Origin of the sequence: Candidatus Pantoea bituminis, from assembly GCF_018842675.1 — a bacterium.
Classification (GTDB): domain Bacteria; phylum Pseudomonadota; class Gammaproteobacteria; order Enterobacterales; family Enterobacteriaceae; genus Pantoea; species Pantoea phytostimulans.
Window position 1 is genome coordinate 81,342 of record NZ_JAGTWO010000004.1, and the last position, 26,784, is coordinate 108,125.

At 51.5% G+C, this 26,784-nt stretch carries 20 protein-coding genes and 6 pseudogenes; 17 read left to right on the forward strand and 9 right to left on the reverse strand.

Features of this window, described 5'->3' with window-relative positions:
- The first annotated feature begins 54 nt into the window (after positions 1 to 54).
- Complete coding sequence (locus KQP84_RS04010; RefSeq protein ID WP_215845312.1) at positions 55 to 558, forward strand: TIGR00645 family protein; 504 nt, start codon at positions 55 to 57, stop codon at positions 556 to 558.
- Positions 559 to 1,091: 533 nt separating this feature from the next.
- Here KQP84_RS04010 and KQP84_RS04015 read toward each other — a convergent pair.
- A complete protein-coding gene (locus tag KQP84_RS04015; RefSeq protein ID WP_215845313.1) occupies positions 1,092 to 2,024 on the reverse strand; it encodes a LysR family transcriptional regulator in 933 nt (310 codons plus the stop codon).
- 93 nt (positions 2,025 to 2,117) lie between these two features.
- Between KQP84_RS04015 and KQP84_RS04020 the strand changes: the two genes are divergently transcribed.
- The 5 genes and pseudogenes from KQP84_RS04020 (at position 2,118) to KQP84_RS04040 (ending at position 7,069) form a co-directional block, all read left to right on the forward strand.
- On the forward strand, positions 2,118 to 3,326 hold the full coding sequence (locus KQP84_RS04020) for an MFS transporter (protein ID WP_215845314.1): 1,209 nt from the start codon (positions 2,118 to 2,120) through the stop codon (positions 3,324 to 3,326).
- An 83-nt stretch (positions 3,327 to 3,409) separates the two neighbouring features.
- Positions 3,410 to 4,749: pseudogene (locus tag KQP84_RS04025) on the forward strand (cation:proton antiporter).
- A gap of 35 nt (positions 4,750 to 4,784) precedes the next feature.
- Complete coding sequence (locus tag KQP84_RS04030; protein ID WP_215845315.1) at positions 4,785 to 5,123, forward strand: hypothetical protein; 339 nt, start codon at positions 4,785 to 4,787, stop codon at positions 5,121 to 5,123.
- A 170-nt stretch (positions 5,124 to 5,293) separates the two neighbouring features.
- Entirely contained in the window at positions 5,294 to 6,190 is an 897-nt protein-coding gene (locus KQP84_RS04035) for an alpha/beta hydrolase (RefSeq protein ID WP_215845316.1), read from the forward strand.
- 237 nt (positions 6,191 to 6,427) lie between these two features.
- Complete coding sequence (locus KQP84_RS04040) at positions 6,428 to 7,069, forward strand: hydrolase (RefSeq protein WP_215845317.1); 642 nt, start codon at positions 6,428 to 6,430, stop codon at positions 7,067 to 7,069.
- Positions 7,070 to 7,388: 319 nt separating this feature from the next.
- On the opposite strand, the pseudogene gorA reads toward KQP84_RS04040, so the two are convergent.
- Positions 7,389 to 8,740: pseudogene (gorA, locus tag KQP84_RS04045) on the reverse strand (glutathione-disulfide reductase).
- 128 nt (positions 8,741 to 8,868) lie between these two features.
- Between gorA and rnz the strand changes: the two are divergent.
- Entirely contained in the window at positions 8,869 to 9,780 is a 912-nt protein-coding gene (gene rnz, locus KQP84_RS04050) for a ribonuclease Z (protein WP_215845318.1), read from the forward strand.
- On the opposite strand, the pseudogene KQP84_RS04055 reads toward rnz, so the two are convergent.
- Both KQP84_RS04055 and KQP84_RS04060 read right to left on the reverse strand, forming a co-directional pair.
- A pseudogene (locus tag KQP84_RS04055) lies at positions 9,777 to 10,591 on the reverse strand (CPBP family intramembrane glutamic endopeptidase). The gene rnz and the pseudogene KQP84_RS04055 overlap by 4 nt on opposite strands.
- Positions 10,592 to 10,648: 57 nt before the next feature.
- Positions 10,649 to 11,490, reverse strand: a pseudogene (locus tag KQP84_RS04060) (23S rRNA (adenine(2030)-N(6))-methyltransferase RlmJ).
- A gap of 435 nt (positions 11,491 to 11,925) precedes the next feature.
- On the opposite strand from KQP84_RS04060, the gene prlC reads away from it, so the two are divergent.
- Together prlC and rsmJ are read left to right on the forward strand one after the other, a co-directional pair.
- Complete coding sequence (prlC, locus tag KQP84_RS04065; protein ID WP_215845320.1) at positions 11,926 to 13,968, forward strand: oligopeptidase A; 2,043 nt, start codon at positions 11,926 to 11,928, stop codon at positions 13,966 to 13,968.
- 8 nt (positions 13,969 to 13,976) lie between these two features.
- Positions 13,977 to 14,729 (forward strand): 16S rRNA (guanine(1516)-N(2))-methyltransferase RsmJ, encoded by a 753-nt coding sequence (rsmJ, locus tag KQP84_RS04070; RefSeq protein ID WP_215845321.1) that lies wholly within the window; start codon positions 13,977 to 13,979, stop codon positions 14,727 to 14,729.
- Between the two features lie 49 nt (positions 14,730 to 14,778).
- On the opposite strand, the gene uspA is transcribed toward rsmJ, so the two are convergent.
- A complete protein-coding gene (uspA, locus tag KQP84_RS04075; protein ID WP_215845322.1) occupies positions 14,779 to 15,216 on the reverse strand; it encodes a universal stress protein UspA in 438 nt (145 codons plus the stop codon).
- A gap of 427 nt (positions 15,217 to 15,643) precedes the next feature.
- On the opposite strand from uspA, the gene uspB reads away from it, so the two are divergent.
- The gene (gene uspB, locus KQP84_RS04080) at positions 15,644 to 15,979 is read left to right on the forward strand and encodes a universal stress protein UspB (RefSeq protein WP_215848203.1); all 336 of its coding nucleotides are present in this window, start codon (positions 15,644 to 15,646) and stop codon (positions 15,977 to 15,979) included.
- Positions 15,980 to 16,016: 37 nt separating this feature from the next.
- Here uspB and pitA read toward each other — a convergent pair whose 3' ends face one another.
- Entirely contained in the window at positions 16,017 to 17,516 is a 1,500-nt protein-coding gene (gene pitA / locus KQP84_RS04085; protein ID WP_215848204.1) for an inorganic phosphate transporter PitA, read from the reverse strand.
- A gap of 243 nt (positions 17,517 to 17,759) precedes the next feature.
- Between pitA and KQP84_RS04090 the strand changes: the two genes are divergently transcribed.
- The 5 genes from KQP84_RS04090 to KQP84_RS04110 all read left to right on the forward strand — a co-directional run bounded on the left by KQP84_RS04090 (position 17,760) and on the right by KQP84_RS04110 (position 21,677).
- Complete coding sequence (locus KQP84_RS04090) at positions 17,760 to 18,944, forward strand: BaiN/RdsA family NAD(P)/FAD-dependent oxidoreductase (RefSeq protein WP_215845323.1); 1,185 nt, start codon at positions 17,760 to 17,762, stop codon at positions 18,942 to 18,944.
- A gap of 28 nt (positions 18,945 to 18,972) precedes the next feature.
- Complete coding sequence (rluF, locus tag KQP84_RS04095) at positions 18,973 to 19,845, forward strand: 23S rRNA pseudouridine(2604) synthase RluF (RefSeq protein ID WP_215845324.1); 873 nt, start codon at positions 18,973 to 18,975, stop codon at positions 19,843 to 19,845.
- A 229-nt stretch (positions 19,846 to 20,074) separates the two neighbouring features.
- A complete protein-coding gene (locus KQP84_RS04100) occupies positions 20,075 to 20,272 on the forward strand; it encodes a hypothetical protein (protein ID WP_215845325.1) in 198 nt (65 codons plus the stop codon).
- A gap of 1 nt (position 20,273) precedes the next feature.
- Complete coding sequence (locus KQP84_RS04105) at positions 20,274 to 21,077, forward strand: hypothetical protein (protein ID WP_215845326.1); 804 nt, start codon at positions 20,274 to 20,276, stop codon at positions 21,075 to 21,077.
- Positions 21,078 to 21,158: 81 nt separating this feature from the next.
- Complete coding sequence (locus KQP84_RS04110; RefSeq protein ID WP_215848205.1) at positions 21,159 to 21,677, forward strand: GNAT family N-acetyltransferase; 519 nt, start codon at positions 21,159 to 21,161, stop codon at positions 21,675 to 21,677.
- Between the two features lie 32 nt (positions 21,678 to 21,709).
- Here KQP84_RS04110 and KQP84_RS04115 read toward each other — a convergent pair.
- Positions 21,710 to 22,794, reverse strand: a pseudogene (locus tag KQP84_RS04115) (type I restriction endonuclease).
- A 321-nt stretch (positions 22,795 to 23,115) separates the two neighbouring features.
- Between KQP84_RS04115 and KQP84_RS04120 the strand changes: the two are divergent.
- Complete coding sequence (locus KQP84_RS04120; RefSeq protein ID WP_215845327.1) at positions 23,116 to 23,796, forward strand: SDR family oxidoreductase; 681 nt, start codon at positions 23,116 to 23,118, stop codon at positions 23,794 to 23,796.
- A 14-nt stretch (positions 23,797 to 23,810) separates the two neighbouring features.
- On the opposite strand, the pseudogene KQP84_RS04125 reads toward KQP84_RS04120, so the two are convergent.
- A pseudogene (locus KQP84_RS04125) lies at positions 23,811 to 25,196 on the reverse strand (sugar porter family MFS transporter).
- Between the two features lie 281 nt (positions 25,197 to 25,477).
- On the opposite strand from KQP84_RS04125, the gene KQP84_RS04130 reads away from it, so the two are divergent.
- The gene (locus tag KQP84_RS04130) at positions 25,478 to 26,137 is read left to right on the forward strand and encodes an epoxyqueuosine reductase QueH (RefSeq protein WP_215845328.1); all 660 of its coding nucleotides are present in this window, start codon (positions 25,478 to 25,480) and stop codon (positions 26,135 to 26,137) included.
- Here KQP84_RS04130 and KQP84_RS04135 read toward each other — a convergent pair whose 3' ends face one another.
- Positions 26,138 to 26,626: a helix-turn-helix domain-containing protein gene (locus KQP84_RS04135; protein ID WP_215845329.1), complete on the reverse strand. Its 489-nt coding sequence runs from the start codon at positions 26,624 to 26,626 to the stop codon at positions 26,138 to 26,140. It abuts the gene before it with no gap.
- Between the last annotated feature and the right edge of the window lie 158 nt (positions 26,627 to 26,784).

Consider the following 26,784-nt stretch of genomic DNA (forward strand, 5'->3'; position numbering starts at 1 on the left):
CTTCACAGTTCCTCGGTTATACTGCCCAGCTTATTTGATCATTATTGGGAAATTATGGAACGTTTTACCGAAAACCTGATGTATGCATCCCGCTGGTTGTTGGCTCCGGTTTACATTGGACTTTCGCTGGGATTGCTGGCGCTAACCATCAAATTTTTTCAGGAGATTGTTCACCTGTTGCCCAACATTTTCAGCGTGGCGGAAAACGATCTGATTTTAATCCTGCTGTCGTTGGTCGACATGGCGCTGGTGGGAGGGTTGTTGGTAATGGTGATGCTGTCGGGCTATGAAAACTTTGTTTCTAAACTCGACATTGATGAAGACAAAGAGAAGCTGAGCTGGCTGGGCAAGATGGATTCTGGCTCGTTAAAAAACAAGGTTGCGGCCTCGATTGTGGCGATCTCGTCTATCCATTTGCTGCGCGTGTTTATGGAAGCGCGCAATGTCGCTAATGACAAGCTGATGTGGTACGTGATTATTCACCTGACCTTTGTGCTGTCTGCGTTTGTGATGGGCTGGCTGGACAATATGTCGCGTAACCAAAAGAAAGATTATTAGGAAATTAAGCGGTGGCCAGGGCTTGTGCCACTTCAATACCAGCATGCGGCAGCGTCTCCTTCCCCGCGTCGCGGGGAAGGCTGGGATGGGGGACAGCGCGCAGATGAGTCGTTTGTCCCCCACCTCGGTCCTCCCCATAAATGGGGGAGGAAGACGCTGCAATATGTCAGCTCAATACCAGCATGTGGCAGCGTCTCCTTCCTCCGCGTCGCGGGGAAGGCCGGGATGGGGGATAGCGCGCAGAGGAAGTCGTTTGTCCCCCACCTCGGTCCTCCCCATAAATGGGGGAGGAAGACGCTGCAATATGTCAGCTCAATACCAGCATGTGGCAGCGTCTCCTTCCTCCGCGTCGCGGGGAAGGCCGGGATGGGGGATAGCGCGCAGAGGAAGTCGTTTGTCCCCCACCTCAATCCTCCCCCATAAATGGGGAGGAAGACGCTGAAATATGTCAGCTCAATACCAGCATGTGGCAGCGTCTCCTTCCCCGCGTCGCGGGGAAGGCCGGGATGGGGGATAGCGCGCACCTTCCAAACCTAACGTGATGCTGGCCTTGTACCTGCCAGCGTAGGCATTACATCTTTAATCATTGCAAAAAACTGGGTTAGCCTTGCCGGGTAATAACTTGCCCACGGATAAGTTAGCCAAATGGGCAGCGGCGGTGCTTGCCATTCCGGCGTCAGTTGAATGAGCCGTCCAGCAGCCAAATCCTCCTGCACTACCCAAGCCGACACGATCGCTGCACCCATTCCTGCTAAAGCCGCTTTGCGCACCGCATATAAGCTGTCGCTGCTCAACCTTGGCGTAATAGCCAGATTCACGGGCTGTCCATCCTGAACTCGCTGCAATGCCACTTCATTACGATAAAAACTGGTCAGCGCCAGCCAAGGCAAATCACACAATTGTTCAACCTGTTCGACAGGAGCGTGCTGTGCCAATACGTCTGGCGATGCCACTACAATGCGCGGAACTTCAGCCAGTAAAATCGCCACCAGCGAGGTGTCTGTCGGTGCACCGACCTGAATCGCGCAGTCCACGTTCTCTGCCATAAAATCGGGCGTGCGATCGTTTAACATCCACTCGACATTCAGGCGTGGATAACGCCGCAGGTAGTCGAGCAGCGGGGCGATCAGCTGATCTTGACCAAATGCATGCGGCGCACGCACGCGCAATGTTCCTACCGGATCGTCGCTGGCACGCGTCAAATCGTCTTCAAGCGCATACCAGGTTGCCAGCAGCTGCCGCGCTTGCGCATAGCAACGTTCACCATCATCGGTGAGTTTCAGCGCATGGGTAGTGCGCATAATCAGTTTCAGGCCGAGCCGCTGCTCCAGCGTCTGCAAGCGACGACTGATGGTCGGCTGCGTAGTGCCAAGTTGTTGCGCTGCGGCTGACAGACTGCCGCTCTCAACAATGCGGATAAAAGTTTGCATTAGCTCAATGCGATCACTGCTGATGGGGTTGCTCATACGCCTCGCGCATAACGGTTTTGCTTTTAAGCAGTCTACCGCGTATAGCCGCAATGCGCTTTAATGTGCGAAATGAATTTATAGGAAGAGATTATGTCAGCAGTTAACAGCATCAATAGCGACCAGGCCGAAGCCCTTCCGGGCCCGTTGGTTTTTACACTCGCAGCAGGCGCGGGTTTAAGCGTGGCGTCGATTTACTACAGCCAGCCCATGCTGGATATCATCAGCAAGCAATTCAACGTGGGCGTTGGCGCGGTGGGCATGGTACCGATGCTGACGCAGGCGGGTTATGCGTTGGGCATTTTACTGCTGGCACCGCTCGGCGACCGACACGATCGCCGCACCATTATATTAATCAAAGGGCTGCTGTTAATGGCGGCGCTGCTGCTGTGTGGATTTTCGGGTGGTCTGAGTGCGCTGCTGGTTGCCAGCTTTGCTACCGGATTAACCGCCACTGTGGCGCAGGATATCGTTCCCGCTTCTGCAGCGTTAGCACCAGAGCGCAGCCGCGGCAAAACAGTTGGCACCGTCATGACGGGTTTGCTGGTGGGGATTTTGCTGTCACGCGTAGTGAGCGGCGTAGTGGCGGAATATTTCGGCTGGCGCACCATGTATATGATCGCTGCGCTGGCGGTGCTTTTCATTAGCCTGGCGCTGTGGCGCGTGCTGCCACGCTTTACGCCGGGCACATCGGTGAGCTATCCACGTTTACTGCTGTCGTTGGTGCATCTCTGGCGTCAGCATCAAACATTGCGCCGTGCCGCGTTAGCGCAAGGATTGTTATCGGTGGGTTTCAGCGCCTTTTGGTCAACGTTAGCGATCATGCTTAGCGAGCGGTTTCATTTCGACAGCGCCGTTGCGGGTGCATTTGGTTTGGCCGGCGCGGCGGGCGCATTGGCTGCGCCGCTGGCAGGCAGCGTAGCCGACCGCATCGGCCCGGCACGCGTTACCCAAGTGGGCGCAGCGTTAGTGACCGTTTCTTTCGCCTTGATGTTTTTACTGCCGCTGCTGCCGATGCCTGCTCAGCTAGCATTGATCATCATCAGTACCGTCGGTTTTGATTTAGGCGTGCAGGCCACCTTGGTCGCCCACCAAACATTGGTTTATGGCCTTGCCCCGGAAGCGCGTAGCCGCCTGAATGCCTTGCTGTTTACCGTTGTCTTTATTGGGATGGCAAGCGGTGCAGCCTTGGGAAGCCTGGCGCTGGCGCATTGGGGTTGGAACGGCGTGGTGGCGTTATCCACGTTAGCCGGAGCAGCGAGTTTGGCGGTGCGCTTTGCCAGTCGCCATCTTAAAAACTGATTATATTGTGCTTGCCATGACGCTCACCTCATTTTCAAAAGATGTGCCAGGATTAAAGATAATCTGGAAATAATTGGAGCGTTATGGATTTTCTCGCCTGGACAGCCGCAACCGGCTGTCTGCTACTGCTTATGTCACTGGCTGCCGGTTGGATACACCGTGGGCCAGTGACCTCATTTGGACTTTTTCTGGTTGCAGGCGTGTTATGCGGCCCGTGGGTTTTTAACGTCCTGCAAATTGACATTATCCGCCATTCCGAGCTGGTAGCGCACATCACTGAAATCACCATGGCAGCGTCGCTGTTCATCACTGGGTTAAAATTGCGTTTGCCGTTAAAAGCGCGCAGCTGGCGTACTGGCGTCAGGCTGGCGTTCCCGGCTATGCTGCTCACTGTTGCCGCAATGACTGCGCTGGTGCACTGGATAATTGGTTTTGACTGGCCGCTGTCGCTGGCGTTTGGCGCAATTGTCGCACCCACCGATCCGGTGCTGGCGAGTCTGATTTCTGTTAACGATGCGCGTGACGATGATTCACTGCGTGTCGCAATCTCAAGTGAAGCTGGCATGAATGATGGCTCGGCATTGCCGTTGCTGGTTTTGGCGTTGGCGCTGTTTAACGGTAAAAGCGTGAACGGCACGCTGCTGACACATTGGGGCGCGACTGAGGTGCTTTGGGCGATTGGCGGTGGTTTGCTGATTGGCTTTGTGCTTGGGCGATTGATCGGCTCGCTGGCAACCAATTTACGTAGTGCGCATGGTAATGTCGCACCCAATGATTTTCTTGCGCTGGCGCTGATCGCCCTGAGTTATGCGTTGACACAATGGCTGGGTGCGTCTGGCTTTCTCGCTGCGTTTGCTGCCGGCGTAGGCTTACGTCGTGCCGAGCTGGGGTGTTCAAACGCTATCAAACGGATGATATGACCGATGATGAGCGCGTGATGCCAGCGGAAGCCTTGGTAAATCCCAATAAACGCATGGAGCACGATGACAACGGCATGGTGAAATCGGTGGGTTTGGTCGTAGGCGATGCGTTGTCATTCGGCGATACTATTGAACGTTTATTGGCTGCGTTGATGATGGTGGTGCTGGGCGTAACGCTGGCGTATCACTGGAATCTCAACGGTGTGATGCTTGGCCTGCTACTGTTTGTTGTAGTACGGCCGGTCGCGGTGTGGCTGGTAACTATCGGAGCCGGCATTCCCACAGCGCAACGCTTGCTGATAGGTTGGCTGGGTATTCGCGGCATCGGTAGCCTTAACTATATCGCTTTTGCCTGGGTGCATGGCATGGAAGGTGCGCAGGCCGAAATGATGGTGGATATGGCGTTGACGCTAGTGGTAAGCAGCATAGTGGTTCACGGTGTAACGGTGACACCGCTGTTGAATTGGCGGCAGAAACGCCTTGAAGCACGACATCGTAACTAACGTTTTTGCTTAATTTAAAAAAACAGGAGTCAGTAATGAAAGCTACTCAACTACTGCTGCTGGGCATGCTGGTTTCCGGCAGTGCGCTGGCAGCCAACGAAGGCGAACAAAATGTGTATGCCAGCCAGCTGTGTCACATTGTTAGCAGCGAGCACGCGGTTTCCAGCGCTGATCAATACGTTGAAAAAATGAAGACGTATGTCGCGCAAAGCCAGTCACCTTCAGCCATGAATCAGCCCGAGTTTGATGAAGATACCGCCAATGAAGTGGCCAGTGCCTGGCTGCAACTGGGCGATGAAGAACGCGCTAAATTACGTGCCAATGAACAGCAGTGTGAACAGACTGTCATGACGCAGTTTCAGCAAGAAGATTAGTTCAGCTTGATTAACGAATAAACGCGCCTGACTGGCGCGTTTTTTTATGGATTTTAAGGCAAAGTTGCGTACATAATCGCCAGCATTTGGCACTGGACTTGCATTACATAATCACTCCTCAGTGAACCGCAACGGTTTGCTGATCATTTGAGCATTGAAATACAGGCATCATGATTACGCGTCGACACTTTATTCTCGGCACGGGAGCCCTTGCGCTTTCTATGACCACTGGCAAATTGTTTGCTCGAGACGACATTATTCCCCTCTGGCCGGACGATCCGCCCGGCGGTGGCGGACCGTCCGGCGAGCTGCATATCAATAAAACGGGTTCATGGTCGAACATTGTTAGCCCGTCAATTCAACGGTTTAAGCCTGAAAATCCCAACGGCGAGGCGGTAATAATTGCTGCCGGTGGCGGCTATCGTTGGATTGGAATGGGGCGTGAAGCCTGGCCGGTGGCGCGCTGGCTAAACGCCCATGGCTATACCGCGTATGTGCTGAGCTACCGCCTGCCGCAGGAAAAATGGCAAGCCGGGCATTTAGCGCCGCTACAGGATGCGCAACGCGCCATTCGCTTGGTGCGCTCTTTTGAGCGCAAGGTGCATGTGCTGGGCTTCTCTGCGGGTGGGCATCTGTTGGGAATGGCGGCCGCGCGCCCAGAATATGACTCTTATGCTCCGCAGGATCCTCTGGATGAAGTGGTGCCGAAAGTGGATAGCGTAGGTCTGATCTACCCCGTGATTACGCTGGAAGCGCCGTATCAGCACACCACAACCCACTTAATGTTGGTGGGGAAAAACGCCACGCCGCAAGATGAAGCTAACTGGTCGGTGCAAAATTACGTTACACGCAGCTATCCGCCCACGTTCCTGGCGCAGGCCGAGGACGATCACACCTCAAACCCTTTCAATACGGAACTTATGCGCGATACCTGTCGGCGTAATCGTGTCCCGGTTGAGCTGATTCAAATCAGTAAAGGCGGACACGGTTTTGGTTTAGGTAAAGCAGGAACGCCTGCCGCACTGTGGGATCAAGCCTATGTAGGCTGGCTGGATCGACTAAGTTAATCTGCACCGAACCGGTGCAGCGCTGCACCCACAAAAAATGTTAATAAGGCGGCATAAAACCGCCTTTTTCATGCCTGAATTCGCTATTTTCCCCAGAAAAATCCTTTCTTAACAAGCTTCTATAAATTCTTTGAACAAGTTATCAAATGCATTCCGTTATCTCTTATGCGCCTGTCGCCGTAAAGTTTATTCCAACAGCACAACCACCTAATCAACGGCTTCTGAGAGGAAATAATCATGTCTAAACTTGACCTGCTCGACCCACAAAACTCTACCCTGATCTTCATCGACCATCAGCCGCAAATGGCTTTCGGCGTCGCCAATATTGATCGTCAGCAGCTTAAAAATAACACTGTCGCCCTCGCCAAGGCGGGCAAGATTTTTAACGTGCCGACGATTTATACCTCCGTTGAGACCGAAAGCTTCAGCGGTTATATCTGGCCTGAACTGCTGGCGGTTCACCCGGAGATTAAACCGATTGAACGCACCTCGATGAACTCGTGGGAAGATGCCAAATTCGTCGAAGCCGTGAAAAAAACGGGCCGCAAAAAACTGGTGATTTCCGCGCTGTGGACGGAAGTTTGTCTGACATTCCCGGCATTGATGGCACTGAACGAAGGCTTTGAAGTCTACGTGGTCACCGATACGTCGGGCGGCACCAGCGTTGATGCACACGAACGCTCAGTACAGCGTATGGTGCAGGCGGGTGCGATTCCTGTCACCTGGCAGCAGGTGCTGCTTGAATATCAACGCGACTGGTCACGTAAAGAGACCTATGACGCGGTGATGGATCTGGTTCGTGAACACAGTGGTGCTTATGGCATGGGCGTTGATTACGCTTACACGCTGGTGCACAACGCGCCAGCGCGCCAGGGCTGATAGTTGGCTTTCACCGCATCAATAAGCAGCCTTAAGGCCACCGGCATGATTAACGGCATTGAAAGCGCACAAGTCAGTTGCGTATAAAGTGGATAGCGCGAGGTTCTTATAGAGAGAGAGTTAACCCTTTTATTATGAACCAAGCATCTTATAGGGTTGGTATGATCGTAAAAGGCTCAATATTGAGCCTTTTTTATTCTTTTAAAACTCAGGGTTCATATAAAGGATGAATTGCCGATCCTAGGTAGATTGCCAAAAAAATCCTACATTCAACATGTAGGATTCTGATGAGAAATAAATGTGTAATCAATGGCGGCTATTAGCGCATTGTCACAAACTCTTCCGAAGCCGTTGGGTGAATCGCGACGGTATTATCAAAATCTTTTTGGTCGCGCCCATTTTCAGCGCCACGGCGAAGCCTTGCAGCATCTCGTCCATACCAAATCCGATTCCGTGAATGCCGACAATCTTCTCTTCAGCGCCGACACAAACCAGCTTCATGCGGCAGGGTTGGCGATGCTGCGTCACGGCGGTATACATCGCGGTAAAGGCCGATTTATAGACTTTCACCTGATCGTCGCCATATTGCTCACGCGCTTGTGGCTCGGTTAAACCTACAGTGCCAATCGGTGGATGGCTGAATACCACGGTTGGGATGTTGCTGTAATCCAGATGCTCGTCCGGCTTGTTGTTGAACAAGCGCTCGGAAAGACGACGGCCAGCGGCGACGGCCACGGGAGTCAGCTCGACTGCGCCCGTGTTATCGCCCACGGCGTAAACGCCTGGCACGTTGGTGTTCTGGAACTTATCAACCTTGATATAGCCTTTTTCGTCCAGTTCCACGCCTGCGGCTTCAATGTTCAACACATCGTTAGCTGGTTCGCGGCCAATAGCCCAAACCAGACAATCAACCGTTTGCTCGCTGCCATTTTCTAACTGCAGCGTCAGGCTGCCATCACTATTTTTAATCACAGCTTTAGGGATGGAATGGGTGTGCAGTGTTGGGCCTTCGGTGTTCATGACTTCAACCAGCGTTTCGGTGATCAGCGGATCAAAGGTGCGCAGCGGCGCATGTTGACGCACGAACAGATGCGTTTCCGAACCCAGCGCATTCACCACGCCCGCCAGCTCAACGGCGATATAACCGGCACCGATGACCGCAGTGCGCTTTGGCAACGCGTCGAGTTCAAAGAAACCGTCGGAATCGATGCCATATTCCGCACCCGGAATGCGAGGATGGCTTGGACGGCCGCCGGTCGCGATTAAGATGTGATCGGCGGTGATGGTTTCACCGTTGACTTCCACTGTGTTCGCATCAACGAAGCGGGCAAAACCTCTGATCACTTCAACCTGGTTTTTGCCCAGCACGTTGTCGTAGGAGGTGTGAATACGATCAATATAGGCGCTGCGATTTTTCACCAGGGTCGCCCAATCGAAGCGGTTTACCGTGGTATCGAAGCCGTAATCGGGGCCATAAAGATGGATAGCTTCAGCGATTTGCGCAGCGTGCCACATTATTTTCTTCGGCACGCAACCTACGTTGACGCAGGTGCCGCCCAATTCTTTGGCTTCGATCAGGGCGCATTTTTGTCCATGCATCGCCGCACGGTTAATTGAAGCGATGCCGCCGCTGCCGCCGCCAATGGCGAGATAGTCAAAATGTCGGGTCATTGCAGTATCCATCTGGTTGCAAGAAAAATTGGCATAGAGTGTAACGCTGCGGGTCGAAATGACGCAAAGTTTGCGCCTATGATTGTAATAGGGTCGAATTTTTTCCACACATTACAGGGAAGCATAGCATGCACCTTACTTTTCTTGGTACCGGCGGCGGTGCGCCCAGCCTGCAACGCAACGTAACCTCTATCGCTTTTACCCGCTCAATTCGCGGCGAAACCTGGCTCTTCGACTGTGGTGAAGGTACCCAGCTTCAATTCATGCGCACTGCGCTGAAACCGGGCAGATTGGATAAGATTTTTATTACGCACCTGCACGGCGATCACATCTTTGGCCTGCCGGGTTTATTAACCAGCCGCTCAATGGCGGGACTGCTTGATCCTTTTACCGTTTATGGGCCAAAAGGCATTAAAACCTTCATTGAAACTGCGCTGTCACTGAGCGGATCTTTTACCAGCTATCCGCTGGACATTATTGAGATTGAAGCCGGAACGGTTTTGGATGATGGCGAATTTCGGGTGACGGCCTGGCCGTTGAATCACGTCATTGAATGCTTTGGTTATCGCATTGAACAGTACGATAAACCGGGTTTTCTGGATGCGCCGCGTCTGAAAGCGGAAGGTGTGCCGCGCGGGCCGTGGTATCAACAGCTGAAGCTGGGCCAAAAAGTGACGCTGGAAGATGGCCGCGTGATTAATGGCGCACACTATTTGGGGCCCGCGACCAAAGGCAAAACGCTGGCGATATTTGGCGATACAGCACCGACTGAGGTTGCGCTTCAGCTCGCGGCGGATGTTGATTTGATGGTGCATGAAACCACGCTTGAAGCCGCGATGATTGAAAAGGCAAACGGACGTGGGCATTCAACCACGCTTCAGGCAGCACAAGCGGCGAAAGACGCAGGGGCTAAGCGTTTGATTGCCACGCACTTTAGCTCACGCTACCTGCCGCAGGATATGGCGCGCCTGCTGGCAGAATGTCAGACCATTTTTCCGGCGACTGAGATAGCGCATGATTTGGCGGTCTTCACCTTTTAATGCTGCAGCGCAGGGTAAGTAAAAAATAGCAGATGCGTCATATTGAAGGTGAAGTGGCATGCGGTTGCGATCCACAAGCGGCCGCTCCAGTGCCACGCAAGGCCGTAAATTATCCCGGCGAGCGTGGCAAAAATCACCAGCAATACACCGCCTGGAAAATGTACCAATCCAAACAGCAGTGACGTTATCCACAAGGCTTTGCCTCCGCCTACTCGCTGGCGCAAGCGGTGCTGCAAATAACCGCGAAAAAAGCTTCTTCAGCCAGCGCCACGAAAAACAGATTGGACAACATGAACGCCCAAATCCACGCGGGAAAATGCGGTTCAAATCCTAATCCACCCAGCATCACCGCCAAACAAAGCAGCAGGGGAATAGCAGCCACCAAGGCAAACCAAACGATGTTATGCCGTGGCGGATGGGCGGCAGTGTTGAACAGCGTGGGCGTGCAGGCTAGCAGCAGAAAAGGAATTAATGCTTTATCAAAATTGAACGAGAAGCTAAAAGGCACGCTTTGCGGGCCTGCTCTCACCGCTTCGACGTGCGGCGGCTGATGAAATCCGGGGAAAAGATGCAGAAACAGCCCAATACAGATGAAGACTAACAGCGCTTCGGTGCTGCTTTGCAGTTGAGGATTGGCTGGGTAACGTAAACGCAGCCCGACGAGGCTTGCCGAAAGTAAAATCAATATGCCGGCTGGCCAGCTCAATAGACCCTGATAAAGTCCCAGCAAAAGTGAGAGTGTCAGCAGCAGCAGCGCCAGGCGTTTTGCCTGCGCCAGTGAAATCAGCGCGCCAGCCAGAACTAACCACATGACAGAAGCCTACAGATGACATTTGCCGCGACGTTAACATCGCGGCAGCGTTATGCGTTACTCGGGTACGACCTGCGTCACGCTGAAATGACCGGTGCCAGCAGGAACCAACTTTTATGCAGCCAAGGCAGCAACGTGTTCATTTGGCCAGCCAGTTTCCATGGTGGATTGATCACAATCATGCCCGATGCTGTCATGCCACGTTGAGCGCTGTCAGGACGCACCGCCAGTTCAATCTGCAAAATATTGCGAATGCCGGTCGCTTCGAAATCACGCATCATGTGTTTGATCTGCTGACGCATAACCACTGGATACCACAGCGCAAAGACGCCAGTGTTAAAGCGTTTGTGGCCTTCCTGAATACCTTTTACTACCGCCTGATAATCACTTTTCATCTCATACGGCGGATCGATCAGAATCAAGCCACGACGTGAAGGTGGCGGCAGCTTGGCCTTTAACTGTTGATAACCGTCGGCGCGTTCAACGCGGGCGCGGCTATCTTTGCCAAACTCGTTACGCAGCAGCGGGTAATCGCTGGAATGCAGTTCCGTCAGTTGCAGTTTGTCATCTTCACGTAGCAAATGACGGGCAATCAGCGGCGAACCGGGGTAATAACGCAAGGTATCGCCACGATTAAGCGATTTAATGGCATCGAAATAAGGTTGCAACAGCTCGGGTGCGTCTGGCTGTTGCCAGATACGCGAAATCCCTTCCAGGTATTCGCCGGTGCGCTCAGCGTGCTCACCGCTCAATTGATAACGTCCTGCACCCGCATGCGTATCGAGATAGAAAAACGGTTTTTCTTTCTCTTTAAGGGCGGTGATGATCAGGCTTTGTACGGTGTGTTTCAGCACATCAGCATGGTTGCCGGCGTGAAAACTGTGGCGATAACTCAGCATAAAAAATGGGATTTCCGAGGTTGCAGCTAAAAAGGGATACAGCGAGTGCGCTGGATTATAACGTCAGATGCGAACAATTGCTGACGTTTCGCGCTATTCAACAGCGCTTGCAGCTTAAGTTTAGTCATTTTATGGCCCTTTCGACCTGTACGACGTGGCTGAATTCCAGAAATCCGGCGCACAAACCAATAAATATCTGCAAATTAAAGATTCGGTTAGCGGTGACTCAACAATCGGGTGATGTCGCGCTACCCGTTCCAGATGTGTGAATTGTGCTTGCGTAGCAAGACGCTTTTTATGCCTTGCGCCTCGTCGCTGTCCGTTTCTTCCGCGCCTCATCATAGCCGCCATTGATTTTCGCTACACTTAACCGCATGTTACTTTGATTGCATTGCGCGACCTGTCGCGCCTCATACATCGATAAAGGACTGCGCTATGACCAATCCGTTACTCACTTCTTTTGATCTGCCGCCATTTTCTGCCATCCAACCTGAACATGTGGTTCCCGCCGTTACCGAGGTGTTGACCGACTGTCGTGCCATGGTGGAAAAAGTCGTGGCGCAAGGCGCACCTTACACCTGGGATAATCTTGTTCAGCCGCTGGCAGAAACCGATGATCGTCTTGGCCGCATCTTCTCGCCGGTTAGCCACCTTAACTCAGTGAAAAACAGCCCGGAGCTGCGTCAGGCGTATGAACAAACGCTGCCGCTGCTCTCTGAATACAGCACATGGGTAGGACAGCATGAAGGTTTGTATCAGGCGTATCGCAATCTAAAAGAGGGCGAAAATTACGCGGCACTGGATTTAGCACAGAAAAAAGCGGTCGATAACGCGCTGCGTGATTTTGAACTCTCCGGTATTGGTCTGGATAAAGAGAAGCAGAAACGTTATGGCGAAATCGCCGCGCGCCTCTCTGAGTTGGGTTCTGCCTATAGCAACAACGTGCTCGATGCCACCATGGGCTGGAGCAAGCTGATCACCGATGAAAGCGAGCTTGCCGGTATGCCGGAAAGCGCAATGGCAGCGGCCAAAGCTCAAGCCGAAGCGAAAGAGCAAGAGGGCTGGTTGCTGACGCTGGATATCCCAAGCTATTTGCCGGTGATGACCTATTGCGATAACGCTGCACTGCGTGAAGAGATGTATCGCGCTTACTCAACGCGCGCGTCTGATCAAGGTCCAAACGCCGGTAAGTGGGACAACGGTCCGATCATGGCAGAAGAGTTGGCGCTGCGCCATGAGCTGGCTCAGCTGCTGGGCTTTGATTCCTTTGCCCACAAATCCCTGGCCACCAAAATGGCGGAAAGCCCATCGCAGGTGATCGACTTCCTGAATGATTTGGCAAAACGCGCCCGTCCACAGGGTGAAAAAGAGCTGCAACAGCTGCGCGCCTTTGCTGAAAAAGAGCATGGCGTTGAAAGCCTGAATCCTTGGGATCTCACTTACTACGGCGAAAAACAGAAGCAGCATCTTTATACCATCAGCGATGAGCAACTGCGTCCTTACTTCCCAGAATCACGCGCGGTTGCGGGCTTGTTTGAAGTGGTAAAACGGATTTACGGCATTACCGCTAAAGAGCGTACCGATGTTGATGTTTATCATCCAGACGTGCGTTTCTTCGACCTGTTTGATGAAACCGGCGAGCTGCGCGGCAGCTTCTACCTTGACCTGTATGCGCGCGAGCACAAACGCGGCGGGGCATGGATGGACGATTGCGTCGGCCAGATGCGTAAAGCGGATGGTAATCTGCAAAAACCGGTGGCGTATCTCACCTGTAACTTCAATCGCCCGGTGAAAGGGAAACCTGCGCTGTTCACGCACGATGAAGTGATCACGCTGTTCCATGAATTTGGTCATGGCTTGCACCATATGCTCACGCGCGTGGAAACCCCCGGCGTGGCAGGTATCAACGGTGTGCCTTGGGATGCGGTCGAGCTGCCAAGTCAGTTTATGGAAAACTGGTGCTGGGAACCGGATGCGCTGGCGTTTATTTCGGGTCACTTTGAAACCGGCGAACCGCTGCCAAAAGAATTGCTGGATAAAATGCTGGCGGCGAAGAACTATCAGGCGGCGCTGTTTATCCTGCGTCAGCTGGAGTTTGGCCTGTTCGATTTCCGCTTGCACACGGAATTCAATCCAGAGAAAGGTGCACAAATTCTGGAAACCCTGCGCGAAGTGAAAAGCCGGGTTGCCGTGGTGCCAAGCCCAGAATGGGGCCGATTCCCGCACGCGTTCAGCCATATCTTTGCCGGCGGTTACGCCGCAGGTTATTACAGCTATTTGTGGGCAGATGTACTGGCCGCAGACGCCTATTCACGCTTCGAGGAAGAGGGGATTTTTAACCGCGAAACCGGTCAATCCTTCCTTGATAACATCCTGACGCGCGGCGGCTCTGAAGAGCCGATGGAGCTGTTTAAACGCTTCCGTGGACGTGAGCCGCAGCTGGATGCGATGCTGGAACATTACGGCATTCAGGGATAAGTCGTTACGTGAAAATCTGTTTGATCGATGAATCAGGCGCCGGAGACGGCGCCTTATCACTTTTAGCGCAGCGCTGGCAGCTGGAGCATGACGACGATGCACCGCTGGCGCTGGTACAAACGCCTACGCATCTTGAGTTGCGTAAGCGCGATGAACCGAAGCTGGGCGGCATTTTTGTCGATTTCGTCTCCGGTGCGATGGCGCATCGTCGCCGTTTTGGCGGCGGACGCGGTGAAGCGGTAGCGAAAGCGGTGGGCATTAAAGGCGGATACTTGCCTGATGTGGTTGATGCAACAGCCGGTCTGGGACGTGATGCCTTTGTGCTGGCAGCGTTAGGTTGCCGGGTGCGGATGCTTGAGCGTCATCCGGTGGTGGCAGCGCTGTTAGAAGATGGTTTACAGCGCGGCTATCAGGATGCCGAAATCGGGGGTTGGCTACGTGAAAGGTTGACGTTGATCCATGCGTCCAGCGCCCAGGCATTAAGCGAGATATCGCCACAACCTGACGTAGTTTATCTCGATCCGATGTATCCGCATCGCCAGAAAAGCGCCATGGTGAAGAAAGAGATGCGGGTATTTCAGTCCCTGGTGGGTGCCGATGAGGATGCTGACGCGTTGCTGGAACCGGCGCGGCGCTTAGCGAAAAAGCGCATCGTGGTGAAACGACCCGATTACGCACCGCCGCTGGCAAATATTGAGACGCAATCGGCGGTGGTGACAAAAAGCCATCGCTTCGATATCTATCCGCCCTTGGCAAAATAAGCATAAAAAAAGCCGGTTATTCAACCGGCTTTTTTAGGCGAAAAACGCGTTATTCGTCTTCTTCATCGCGCAACGGCACGATCAGCATGTCGATATGAACGGTGTTGATGAGCTGACGCGCTGAGGACATCAGTTTGCTCCAGAAATCTTGATGATGACCGCAGACCACCATATCCACATCATATTTTTTGATTGCGTCTACCAGCACTTGGGCAAGATCGCCGCTGCCGCTCAGGGTTTCGCTGATTGGATAACCCGCCGAGTCAGATAAGCCTCTTAATGCCTGGTGCGTCTCCTGAGAAATACGCTTTTGCATATCGCCAAGATTTACGTCAATCAAACCGGTGTAGAGATCGGAGTAATTCACGTCTACGTGAATCAGAGAAATTTTTGCATCATAAGGGCGAGCCAACGAAACGGCTTTATCCACTAACAGTTGGCTTTCGGGAGAAAGATCTACTGCAATCAGGATATGTTTATAAGCCATGATATAACTCCTTCCACGAGATTAAGGATGGCAACCGGTATTCCTGCCGCGTCACAGCTGGGCGAAATCCTTTGCGCGAACGGGCGATGAGCGCCACCAAAGTGTTTGCCTGCGAGGCAGGCGTCATATTGTTTTACCGTTGAGTATAGCTGCGAATGTTAACAAATGCTTCCGCGGCCGCTACGGTTGTGAATAAGATCAAAGGTCCGCTATTTTTGCTCGCGCCGAACGAAAATCATCGCTGGAAAAAAATGAAACATTTCTCCTACACTGAAAATGACGGTTACTCACGTATGGTACTGAGCGCCCGAGCTTGTCAGAACAACATCGCAGTCTGGTTCATTCAGTGGTTGGCAATTTCTGTGGGGCGTATTTAGCGTTATTCCGCTGCAAGCGTCTCCGCGGCTCCAGCCGGGAGGGGAACATGATGATCAGCACCATCGCGCTTTTTTGGGCTCTGTGTGTGGTTTGTATTGTGAATATGGCGCGCTATTTCTCTTCTCTGCGCGCCTTGCTGGCGGTATTACGAGGCTGCGATCCGCTGCTCTATCAATATGTCGATGGCGCGGGCTTTTTCACTTCTCATGGGCAGCCAAGCAAACAAGTCCGGCTGGTACGTTATATCTGGGCTAAGCGTTATCTTGATCACCACGATGAAGAGTTTATTCGTCGCTGCGAGCGGGTACGTGGGCAGTTTATGCTGACCAGTTCTTTGTGCGGATTAGTGGTGATTAGCCTGATAGCGATGGCTATCTGGCATTAAAAAAGGGCGACTTGCGTCGCCCTCTATTCAAACTGATTTACACCAGTTTTAACGCTATCCAGTACAGCGAGCCTGAAAGAACAATACAGACAGGCAAGGTGAATATCCACGCCATGGCAATGTTCTTGATGGTTCGACTCTGCAAGCCGCCGCCGTCTACCAGCATGGTACCTGCGACAGAAGAAGAGAGGATATGCGTGGTGGAAACCGGCAAGCCGGTATAACTGGCCACACCAATTGAAACCGCAGCCGTGACCTGCGCGGACATCCCTTGTGCGTAAGTCATGCCTTTTTTACCGATCTTTTCACCAATTGTGGTCGCAACACGACGCCAGCCAATCATTGTGCCGATGCCTAATGCCAGCGCAACTGCCACAATAATCCACACCGGCGCATATTCAATCGTGCCGAGCAGATCGCTTTTCAGCTTGTTAAGGAAGCGTTTGTCATCGCCAGTGGTTTCCGGCAGCTTAGCCGCTTTATCTGCGGTATCAGAGATACACAGCAGCAGGCGACGCATCTGGCTGCGTTGTTCCACAGAAAGCTGATCGTAGCTCTGCAGGTTATTCAGCAAGCTTTGCGCACGCTGAACGGCTTGCAGCGCACGTGCGCTATCACAATGGAACTGCTGCGGACCTGACGGCACTTCTTCCGGGGTTGGCAGCGCAGGCGGAGCCATCTGGATGATGTGCGTCAGCGATTCATTGTGCTGCTGATAATACTGTTCGAGATGATTAACTGCATCGCGGGTACGCGTGATGTCATAACCCGACGCATTCATATTCACCACGAATCCCGCAGGCGCAACGCCAATCAGGACCAGCATGATCAGGCCAATGCCTTTCTGACCATCATTCGCACCGTGCGAATAACTCACCCCAATTGCAGAAACAATCAGCGCGATACGCGTCCAGAACGGCGGCTTTTTCTTGCCATCGATCTTTTCACGGTCAGCAGGCGTCATATGAATCCGGGCGCGCTTCTTGGTGTTGCTCCAGTAGCGACGCAGAATGAAAATCAATCCACCCGCTATCAGCAGACCCACGATGGGCGACAGAATCAGTGACAGGAAGATGTTGATCACTTTCGGGATGTTGAGTGCATCAACCACCGAAGTGCCATTCATCAACGCATTGGTGAGACCGATACCGATAATGGCACCAATCAAGGTATGGGAGCTGGAAGCCGGTAACCCTAAATACCAGGTGCCGAGGTTCCAGATGATCGCCGCTAATAGCATAGAAAACACCATAGCGAGACCGTGAGCCGATCCGACATTCAACAGCAAGTCGGTGGGAAGCATGTGAACAATGGCATAGGCAACGCTCAAACCACCGAGCAGCACACCAAAGAAGTTGAATACACCCGCCATCACCACAGCAAGCTGGGCACGCATGGCACGCGTATAGATGACCGTCGCAACTGCGTTGGCCGTGTCGTGAAAACCGTTGATTGCTTCGTAAAACAATACAAACAGCAGGGCAAGAACCAATAACAGGCCGGTACTGAGGTCTAGGCCAGCAAACAGATGTAGCATAAACGTTACGCCATTTTGGGAGGACATGAACGCGGCGCATTATCCGCGACAACGTGCTGTATGGGAAAGGAAAATATAGTCCTAATTTACTGTTAAGTTGTAATTTACACGATATAACGGGGTAAAAAGGTCTAAAAATTAGTCAGTTACATTATGACACATTTACGGCAAATTTTTGACGCTGGCGTCGGAGTGAGCAGATCACTACAATCTGCGCCTTTCAGATAAAGTGGGTAAGAAGCAGTGGAACAGTTTGACGTTATCATCATTGGTGCGGGTGCCGCAGGCCTGTTCTGTGCCGCGCAGGCTGGCCTTCGTGGCCGTCGCGTGCTGCTGCTGGATAACGGTAAGAAGCCGGGCCGTAAAATTTTGATGTCGGGCGGCGGCCGCTGCAACTTCACCAATCTCTATACCGAAGCCGCGGCTTATCTGTCGCACAATCCTCACTTCTGCAAGTCTGCGCTGGCGCGTTATACCCAATGGGATTTCATCGATCTGGTGAACAAACATGGCATCGCCTGGCATGAAAAGACCTTAGGACAGCTGTTTTGTGATGATTCGGCGCAGCAAATCGTCGAACTGTTAGTGAAAGAGTGCGAAAAAGCAGAGGTTACGCTGCGTCTACGCTCGGAAGTATTGAGTGTCAGTCGTGATGAATCTGGCTATACGCTGCAACTGAATGGCGACACGGTGCGGGCTAAAAAGCTGGTGATCGCCAGCGGCGGATTGTCGATGCCAGGATTGGGCGCAACCCCGTTTGGCTATAAAATTGCTGAGCAGTTCGGCCTTAGCGTCTTTCCCACTCGCGCCGCGCTGGTGCCGTTTACGCTGCACAAGCCGTTGCTGGATCAGCTGCAAACCCTTTCCGGCGTCGCCATCGACAGTACCATTGAAGCGCAGGACGGCACGCTGTTCAAAGAGGCGATGCTCTTTACGCATCGCGGTTTGTCGGGACCGGCGGTATTACAAATTTCAAGTTACTGGCAGCCCGGTGAATTCGTCACTATCAATTTATCGCCGGCCAATGATCTGGACGCGTTTATTAACGTGCAGCGCGAGGCGCATCCCAATCTCAGTGTAAAAAACAGCCTGGCTAAATTGCTGCCTAAGCGTCTGGTCGAAATTCTGCAAGAGATGAAGGTCGTGCCGGACGCCAGCCTGAAGCAGCTCAACAGCAAACAGCAGGCCGAGCTGGTACAAACGCTACATCAATGGCGAGTTCAGCCAAACGGCACTGAGGGCTATCGTACGGCGGAAGTCACGCTGGGTGGCGTGGACACCACTCAACTCTCTTCGAAAACCATGGAAGCGCGTGATGTGCCTGGACTGTTTTTTATTGGCGAAGTGGTAGACGTAACCGGTTGGTTAGGTGGCTATAACTTTCAATGGGCGTGGAGCTCGGCCTGGGCATGTGCGCAGGCGCTTTAATGTATCGTTCGATTTTTAAGGAGGCATCATGCTGATCAACTCATCCATTCGTCTTAACAAATACATTAGCGAGAGCGGTATCTGTTCTCGTCGCGATGCCGATCGTTATATCGAACAGGGAAATGTTTTTATTAACGGCAAGCGAGCCGCAATCGGCGATCAGGTCACAGCCGGGGATGTGGTGAAAGTCAATGGTCAGCTTATTGAGCCGCGCGACGAAGAGGACTTAGTACTGATTGCGCTGAATAAACCGGTGGGAATCGTCAGCACGACGGAAGAGGGTGAACGAGACAATATTGTTGATTTCGTTAACCACAGCAAACGCGTCTTTCCGATTGGTCGTCTGGATAAAGATTCGCAAGGGCTGATTTTCCTGACCAACCATGGCGATCTGGTCAACAAAATCCTGCGAGCCGGCAACGATCACGAAAAAGAGTATCTGGTTACCGTCAACAAGCCGATAACCGATGAATTTATTCACGGTTTAGGTGCGGGCGTGCCGATGCTGGGAACGGTGACAAAAAAATGCAAAGTGAAGAAAGAAGCGCCTTTTGTGTTTCGCATTACGCTGGTACAGGGGCTTAATCGACAGATTCGTCGGATGTGTGAACACTTTGGTTATGAAGTCACCAAGCTTGAACGCACGCGTATCATGAACGTCAATCTTAAAGGGCTGCCGCTGGGTGAATGGCGCGATTTAAATGACGATGAGCTGATTGCGTTGTTTAAACTGATTGAAAACTCCTCTTCAGAAGCCAAACCGGCGAAGAAAACGCAGGCTAAGTCAGGCGCGGCTAAAAAGCCGGGCGTTAACCGCCCTAAAATCGCAGAAAAAGCGGAGAGCAATGCTGCATCGCGTAAGCGTTTTAACCAGCCGGGACGTAAAAAGAAGGGGCGATAATCCCCGCTGTTTCTCCGTCGCCGGGGAAATTATCCTCGGCAAGGCAAAACATATTTTGCACGACACAGAGCGCGCTGCATAACAGTGCTACGTAAGCCTCAGTATTCCCTCAACTAAGTGCCAGCCGCTTGGTTAATCATTTGAATTTAGGAACTTTTACCCTTAATAAAATGGCAGGAATGGGTATCCGGTCACATACTTTCACTTTAAGCCAAATGAAGTGAGAAATATGTTTAGATATGTTCTTTCCGTTTTTTCCAGCCCAGAAAAATTCATTCAACTCATGTCACGCCAGGACATCAACGAATCCATCGCTGATGGTGATCGCATCATCATTGATGAGGATGGCAACGCGTCGGTTAACGTCACCAGTGATGAGGTACGCGAAGATTTCGCTCGCCATGTGAACGCTTTAAAAGGAGTGTGACATGGGTACGGCAATCTTTATGGTGTTGATGGTCAGCGGGTATTGGTACACCAGCCGCGATCTCTCTAGCCGCTTTAAAATTCGGCGATCATCGGGTTGGGATGTTTACTTCCTGGTCGCGCTTTACGGCTGCATCTTCGTATTACAGGGCGTGTTTGCCACCGGTATTATTTGGATCGTGCTGTTAGGTATCTCAGCGATTGCGAATGCACTGCAGGAAATCCCCGGCGTCCATTTAAAATGGCAAATCGAGTTCATGAACTGGAGTTTCCTCGGCATCCAGGCGCCGGTCGTGGTGATGCTGGCATTCGCAATACTGTTTTGCCTCTATCGTTCCAACTGGTCCGGCAGCGCACGTCTCAATGCGCCGGGACGCAAAGATCTCTACCAGAAGTTGTCCCGTTCTAACGGCGTTGAGCAGTTGCTGTTTCAATGTATGGAAGAGGGTGAGCTGGCCTGGATAACTTTAAAATCACGTCGTATCTATATTGGCATGATACACGCCGCCACGTTTGAATATGAAAGCACGGCCAATATCGTCTTGATCCCGATGCTCAGCGGCTACCGTGACAGCAAAACGCTGAAATTAGCGGTCGAACACAACTACAGCAAATGGTACGCGGAGCATGATATTACGCTGGAATCTGAACCTAAAAATGCCATGGCCTTTCGTAAAGTGCTTATGGTTGATCAGATAGAGAGCCTTTCCCTGTTCGATCCGGCCAGCGCCAGCGCTTTGGCCTATGGCGATCCGCAAGCGGTGACTAAAAGTCCGCAGTCAGAAGAGTCACCAGAAGAGTTATAAATTTTTCTTATCACGACGACGCTCCTCTCTTAATCGCAACAGGAGTAGGCTGTGAAAAAAGCCGCTAAGGGGGTCGTCGAGATGGAAATTATTCAGGCAGAAGAACACCATATTCCTGCAATACAAAAAATTTATGCCTGGCATGTGCTGCATGGCACGGCAACGTTTGAAACCGAACCGCCCAGCGAAGCTGAGATGCTTAATCGGCTGAGGAAAATTCAGCAAGCAGGCTTGCTGTGGTTGGTGGTCATTCATGACGGCGAGGTAAAAGGCTACTGTTACCTGGGCCGTTATCGAGAACGCTTTGCCTACCGTTTCACCCTCGAAGATTCCATCTACATCAACGTCGATTTTCAAAAGCGTGGCGCAGGCCGTGCGCTGCTGGAGTGCGCTATTAGCTGGGCGGAGCAGAAAGGTTTTCGTCAACTGCTGGCGGTGGTGGGCGACAGCGCGAATCAAGGCTCGCTCAATGTGCATTATGCCAGCGGATATAAGCTTATTGGCACACTAGAGTCGGTAGGATTTAAACATGGCCGCTGGCTTGACACCGTTATCATGCAGCGTGATTTAGGTGAAGGTAACCGCACCGATCCGCTTTAAAAGTAAGCCAGGATAAAATCCTGGCTGGATGATTACCCCTGATATTGCACCGCTGTTTCTCTTAATACTGCTGCAAAATTATAAATATCGTTGAGTGATGAAATAGGGTGGCGCGTTTCTTTTCTCTCTTTATCAAAAATCCCGATATAGAGTTGGCTGCGATTAAAGTGCAGGCGGCAAATTGGTCTTCTGTTGTTGTCATCCAATAAAATACCAAAATAACTTTGCGTATCGCGGTAGGTAATGCGTTCGGGCTTGACCATTTTCCGAATGATTGACTTCACAATATGGAAGCCTTCGATTTCCTCTTCTGTCGTCACGATGAGTGCGCTACCTTGCTCTTCCTGCGCATTCTCTTCTTTGTTAGGCGTTTCGGTAGATATATTAATGCTGGCAGAAGCGGTTCCATTTATTGCTGATTTAAGACGCTCATTGACCTGATCATTTAACCATTGCGTCGCGGCTTTCTTGGTCAAGGTCAGAAATAACTCCCTGACTTTTTGTGTGATAATTCCATCATAGACGCGTGACGCGAAAAATTTAACGAAGTCTTCATCGGGCGTACTGAATTGAGTGGAGATCAGTTTTTTGATCTGGCTGATGTACTTGAGTTCACCTGCTGCGCTTACAATGGAATCGACATCAAAAGCGCTTCTGCTCAGTTTGCTGATTTCAGGTATGACGTGTTCATCAATATCAAGTAAATCAAGCTCTAAAAATGGCTTTTCGTCCATTTTATTCGGCGCGTCCAGGTCGGTAAAAAACTTATAGACCTGTCCATTAGTGAGTATGGATATCCTGGCGTTTGTGACGTGGAAATAGCGAAAAAGCTGTGAGGCATGTTTGATATTAAGCGACTCGCCGATTTTTTTGCATTCAATCAGGATCTGGATTTCACCCCTTTTAGAATGGCAAAATCTATTTTTTCGCCCTTTTTTGTACCGACATCACAAATGAACTCTGGGATAACTTCTGCCGGGTCAAATACATCGTAACCCAAGACCTGACTGATAAAAGGCATAACAAAAGCGCTTTTTGTGGCTTCCTCAGTTTGAATAATGGCTGATTGCTGCTTAATTTTATTGGAAAGGCCATTCAGGTTATTAAGAATATCCATTTTATTCCTGTTTGAATGTTAAATTAAATCAGCAGGATGCCTGCTGAATTAAATGATGAATAAGTCCGGGTGCTGCGTTTTAATGAAGGGCATTACCTTATAAAACCGCAACTATTGCTGATGTTTTTCTTTTAAAATCAATAAAAAGGGAGGTGTGCGAGAAATGTCCCGATTTTTTATTATCTGGGTAGGCATCATCCGCCACATTTTCGCCTCATCTTTTTACACCTCGTGCTATGCGCCCGTCAAACCGCATTTGCGAATCAATGCCTCATGAATGAAAAGCTAAGCTGGCAGTTAACGTAAAAAAGAGGAACGGATATGGCACAGCAAGGCAAAGCATTAGTGGTAGGGGCGTCACGCGGTATCGGCTTGGCGGTTGTTCAAGCATTTTCAGCTCAAAACTGGGATGTGACAGCCACTTACCGCAGTGAAATTCCTGCGGCGGGCCATGTTGCGAAGAGTGACTGGCATCGGCTGGATATGACGCAGCCGCAGGCAGTAAGCGCGTTCGCGGCGCAGCTTGGTGAGCAACGGTTTGACCTGATCCTGATTAATGCGGGCATCTTTGGCCCTTCACATCAAAAGTTGGCGCAAAGCGAAGATGATGAGCTGGCTCAGCTGTTCCTTACCAACGCGGTGGCGCCGGTGCGCACCGCAGAAGTACTGCTGCCTTTACTGAGTGATGAGAAAGGCGTGCTTGCCTTTACCTCCTCAACGTTAAGTAGCCTGAATGAAAACCCAGATGCAGAGATGCCGATCTATTCTGCCAGTAAGGCGGCGTTAAACATGCTGACTCGCTCGCTGGCGGGTGAAGTCGAAGCACAACGCGGCACGCTGCTAACGCTACATCCCGGCTGGGTAAAAACGGATATGGGCGGTGAATCTGCGCCGCTGACGGCGGAAGAGAGTGCTGCCGGTATTATCCAGCAGCTCAATACCTGGCGCGGGCGCGGCGGTCATCACTTTGTTGACTACGCCGGCCATACGCTGCAATGGTAGAAAAAGCGGGGCGGTTACGCCCCGATATCCCGCAGCGCTTTTCCTTTCATCAAATTGCGCTCAATGTGCTCCAGCGTGACGTGTTTGGTTTCTGGCACCAGCAGCATCGTCAGTAAAATAAACACCAGGTTCAGCGCCGCATAGAACCAGAAGGTGTTGGCATTGCCCAGCTTGTCGAGCAGGGTTAAAAAGGTCGCGCCAACAATCATATTACCGACCCAATTGGTCGTAGTTGACGCGGTAATGCCAAAGTCACGGCCTTTTAGCGGCTGGATTTCAGAACAAAGTAGCCAGATCACCGGGCCTGCCGCCATGGCAAAACCAACGATAAACATCAGCAGCATGGCGATGGCGAAGTATTTGCGGAAGTCCGTTTCAACCCCCATGTGCAGCAGCGTGCCTAGCGCGCCCATACCCACCGCCATCACCAGAAAACTGGTGGTGAGCATCGGTTTACGTCCCCAGCGGTCGACAAAGCCAATCGCAATCAACGTCGCCAGCATGTTTACCAGGCCGACAATCACCGTGCCCCACATCTGCTCGCTGGTGCTGGAAAAGCCAGCAATATTGAATATTTTTGGCGCGTAATACATCACTACGTTCATACCGGTGAACTGCTGCATAACCTGAAGCAGCATGCCCAACCACACGGCACGACGAAAGTTACTGTTGCTTTTAAACAGTGACCAGCCGCGTTGTTTCACTTGCAGACTTTCACGAATCTCTTCCAGCTCTTGCTTCGCTTGTTCGCTGCTATTACGCAGCCGGTCTAGCACCCGTTGAGCTTCATTGAAGCGGCCATGCGCTGCCAACCAGCGTGGGCTGTTGGGCAAAAAAGCACGCCAATGAATAAGATCACCGCAGGAATAGCGATCACACCCAGCATTCCGCGCCAGTTACCGCTATAGCTAAAAGCGGTATCCGACAGATAAGCCACGACAATGCCAGTGGTTAACATCAGTTGGTACATCGAAATCATTGAGCCACGCACGCGTTCTGGCGCGATTTCTGCCAGATAAAGGGGGCGGTGTAAGAGGCAATGCCCACTGCTAAACCCAACATCACACGGGCGCACACCAGCGATTCAACATCAGGAGAAAACGCTGACCACAATGAGCCGATGACAAAAAGCGTGGCGCCGGCCAGCATGCTTTTTTGCGTCCCAGCTTGGAAGACATCCAGCCTGCACCCAGCGCACCGATTGCTGCGCCAAACATCATTGAACTGACTACCCATTCCTGTTCGTGATTAGAGATATGCAGGTCGTCGGAAAGAAACGGCAGCGCTCCCGCAATCACGCCAATATCTAATCCAAACAGCAGGCCAGACAATGCGGCCATGAAACAGACGAACCAGGTAAAACGATTTTGGCTGGTTTTTTGTGAGCGGCACTCATGCATTTCTCCTTGAAGGTTCAGCTTTGTCAATATTGTTAATGTTATGTAAACATAGCTGATGCAGACGTGCTGCCGGTCACATAAAAGTCAGTCTAGCGGCGTTGATTTAAGTGATACGGCAGGAAAAGCATTAGAGAACAAAGAGGTTAACAACGATTTGCTCAGCTGCGCTGCCGCACAAATGCGCAAAGAACGTTGGCTTACTGCCTTTATAAAGCGAAATTTTGCAACATAACGCGGCGGAAACTACACTGCCGCTTTCAAGCTATACATTGAAGGTGCTTATGACTCAACCCTTTCAACGATCACCGCTGCCGCTGCCCGATGGTCATCGTAAAGTCCTGTTGCACTCTTGCTGTGCGCCCTGTTCCGGCGAAGTGATGGAAGCGATGCTGGCATCTGGCATCGAATATACCCTCTATTTCTACAACCCAAATATTCATCCGCTTAAAGAGTATGAGCTGCGTAAGCAGGAGAATATTCGGTTTGCCGAAAAATTTGGCGTGCCGTTTGTGGATGCGGATTATGATCGTGATGACTGGTTTGCACGGGCGCGCGGCATGGAATGGGAACCGGAACGCGGCGCACGCTGTACCATGTGTTTTGATATGCGTTTCGAACGCACCGCGCTTTACGCCCATGAAAATGGTTTTCCGGTGATCACCAGTTCGCTGGGGATTTCGCGCTGGAAGGATATGCAGCAAATTAATGATTGTGGCGTGCGCGCCGCGGCGCATTATCCCGATCTGAGTTACTGGGAATTTAACTGGCGTAAAGGCGGAGGTGCAGCGCGCATGATTGAAATCAGCAAGCGCGAACACTTTTATCAACAGGAGTATTGTGGTTGCGTTTATTCATTGCGCGACACCAATCGTCATCGCGTTGCCAATGGTCGCGAGCGTATTCAGATTGGTGTGCAATATTATCAGCCTGACGAATCTTAATCAGGAAACGTAGCGCGACGGAATAAGGTGTCGCGTGGAAGCGAGTGCCATGCGTTGTGATGACCCGCAGCGCATAATCTCTTGCTTAGTCGAGTGAAAGCAGAGCGCACAAGGGTTATGACTTTTCTCCAGTTGCGCCTGTGTTTCTGCATTCAGCTGTCGTTTACGGCATACGCTCGGTGTGCATCCCATAACCTGTTTAAACGAGCGAGTAAAAGATTGCTGGCTTTCAAAATGGTATTTCACGGCCAGACTAATAATCGGCGCGTTACTGTTTTTTAAATCATGCACGCAGGCGGCTAATTTCCGCTTGCGAATATAGCGTGCCAGCGTTTCATGGTGATAACGCGCAAACAGTTTTTGTAAATACCATTTGGAATAACCGGATTTCTCGGCAATGTCATTAATACTCAAGCGCTGATTGAGATTGTTATTAATCCATTCAGTGATGGAGATAATCACACCTTCATTGTATTTATTCTCGTTCATAAGCCACCTCATTTAAGATGCGGGAAGTTTAGAATAATTTATCTTTCTCTACACGCTGCTTTAGTAAAGATTTATCAGGAAATGAATTTTTATTTTTTAGATATAAGACCGGTCTTTGAAATGGTGATTTTTTAAGGGCTTTTGTTGTTTGGATGTTA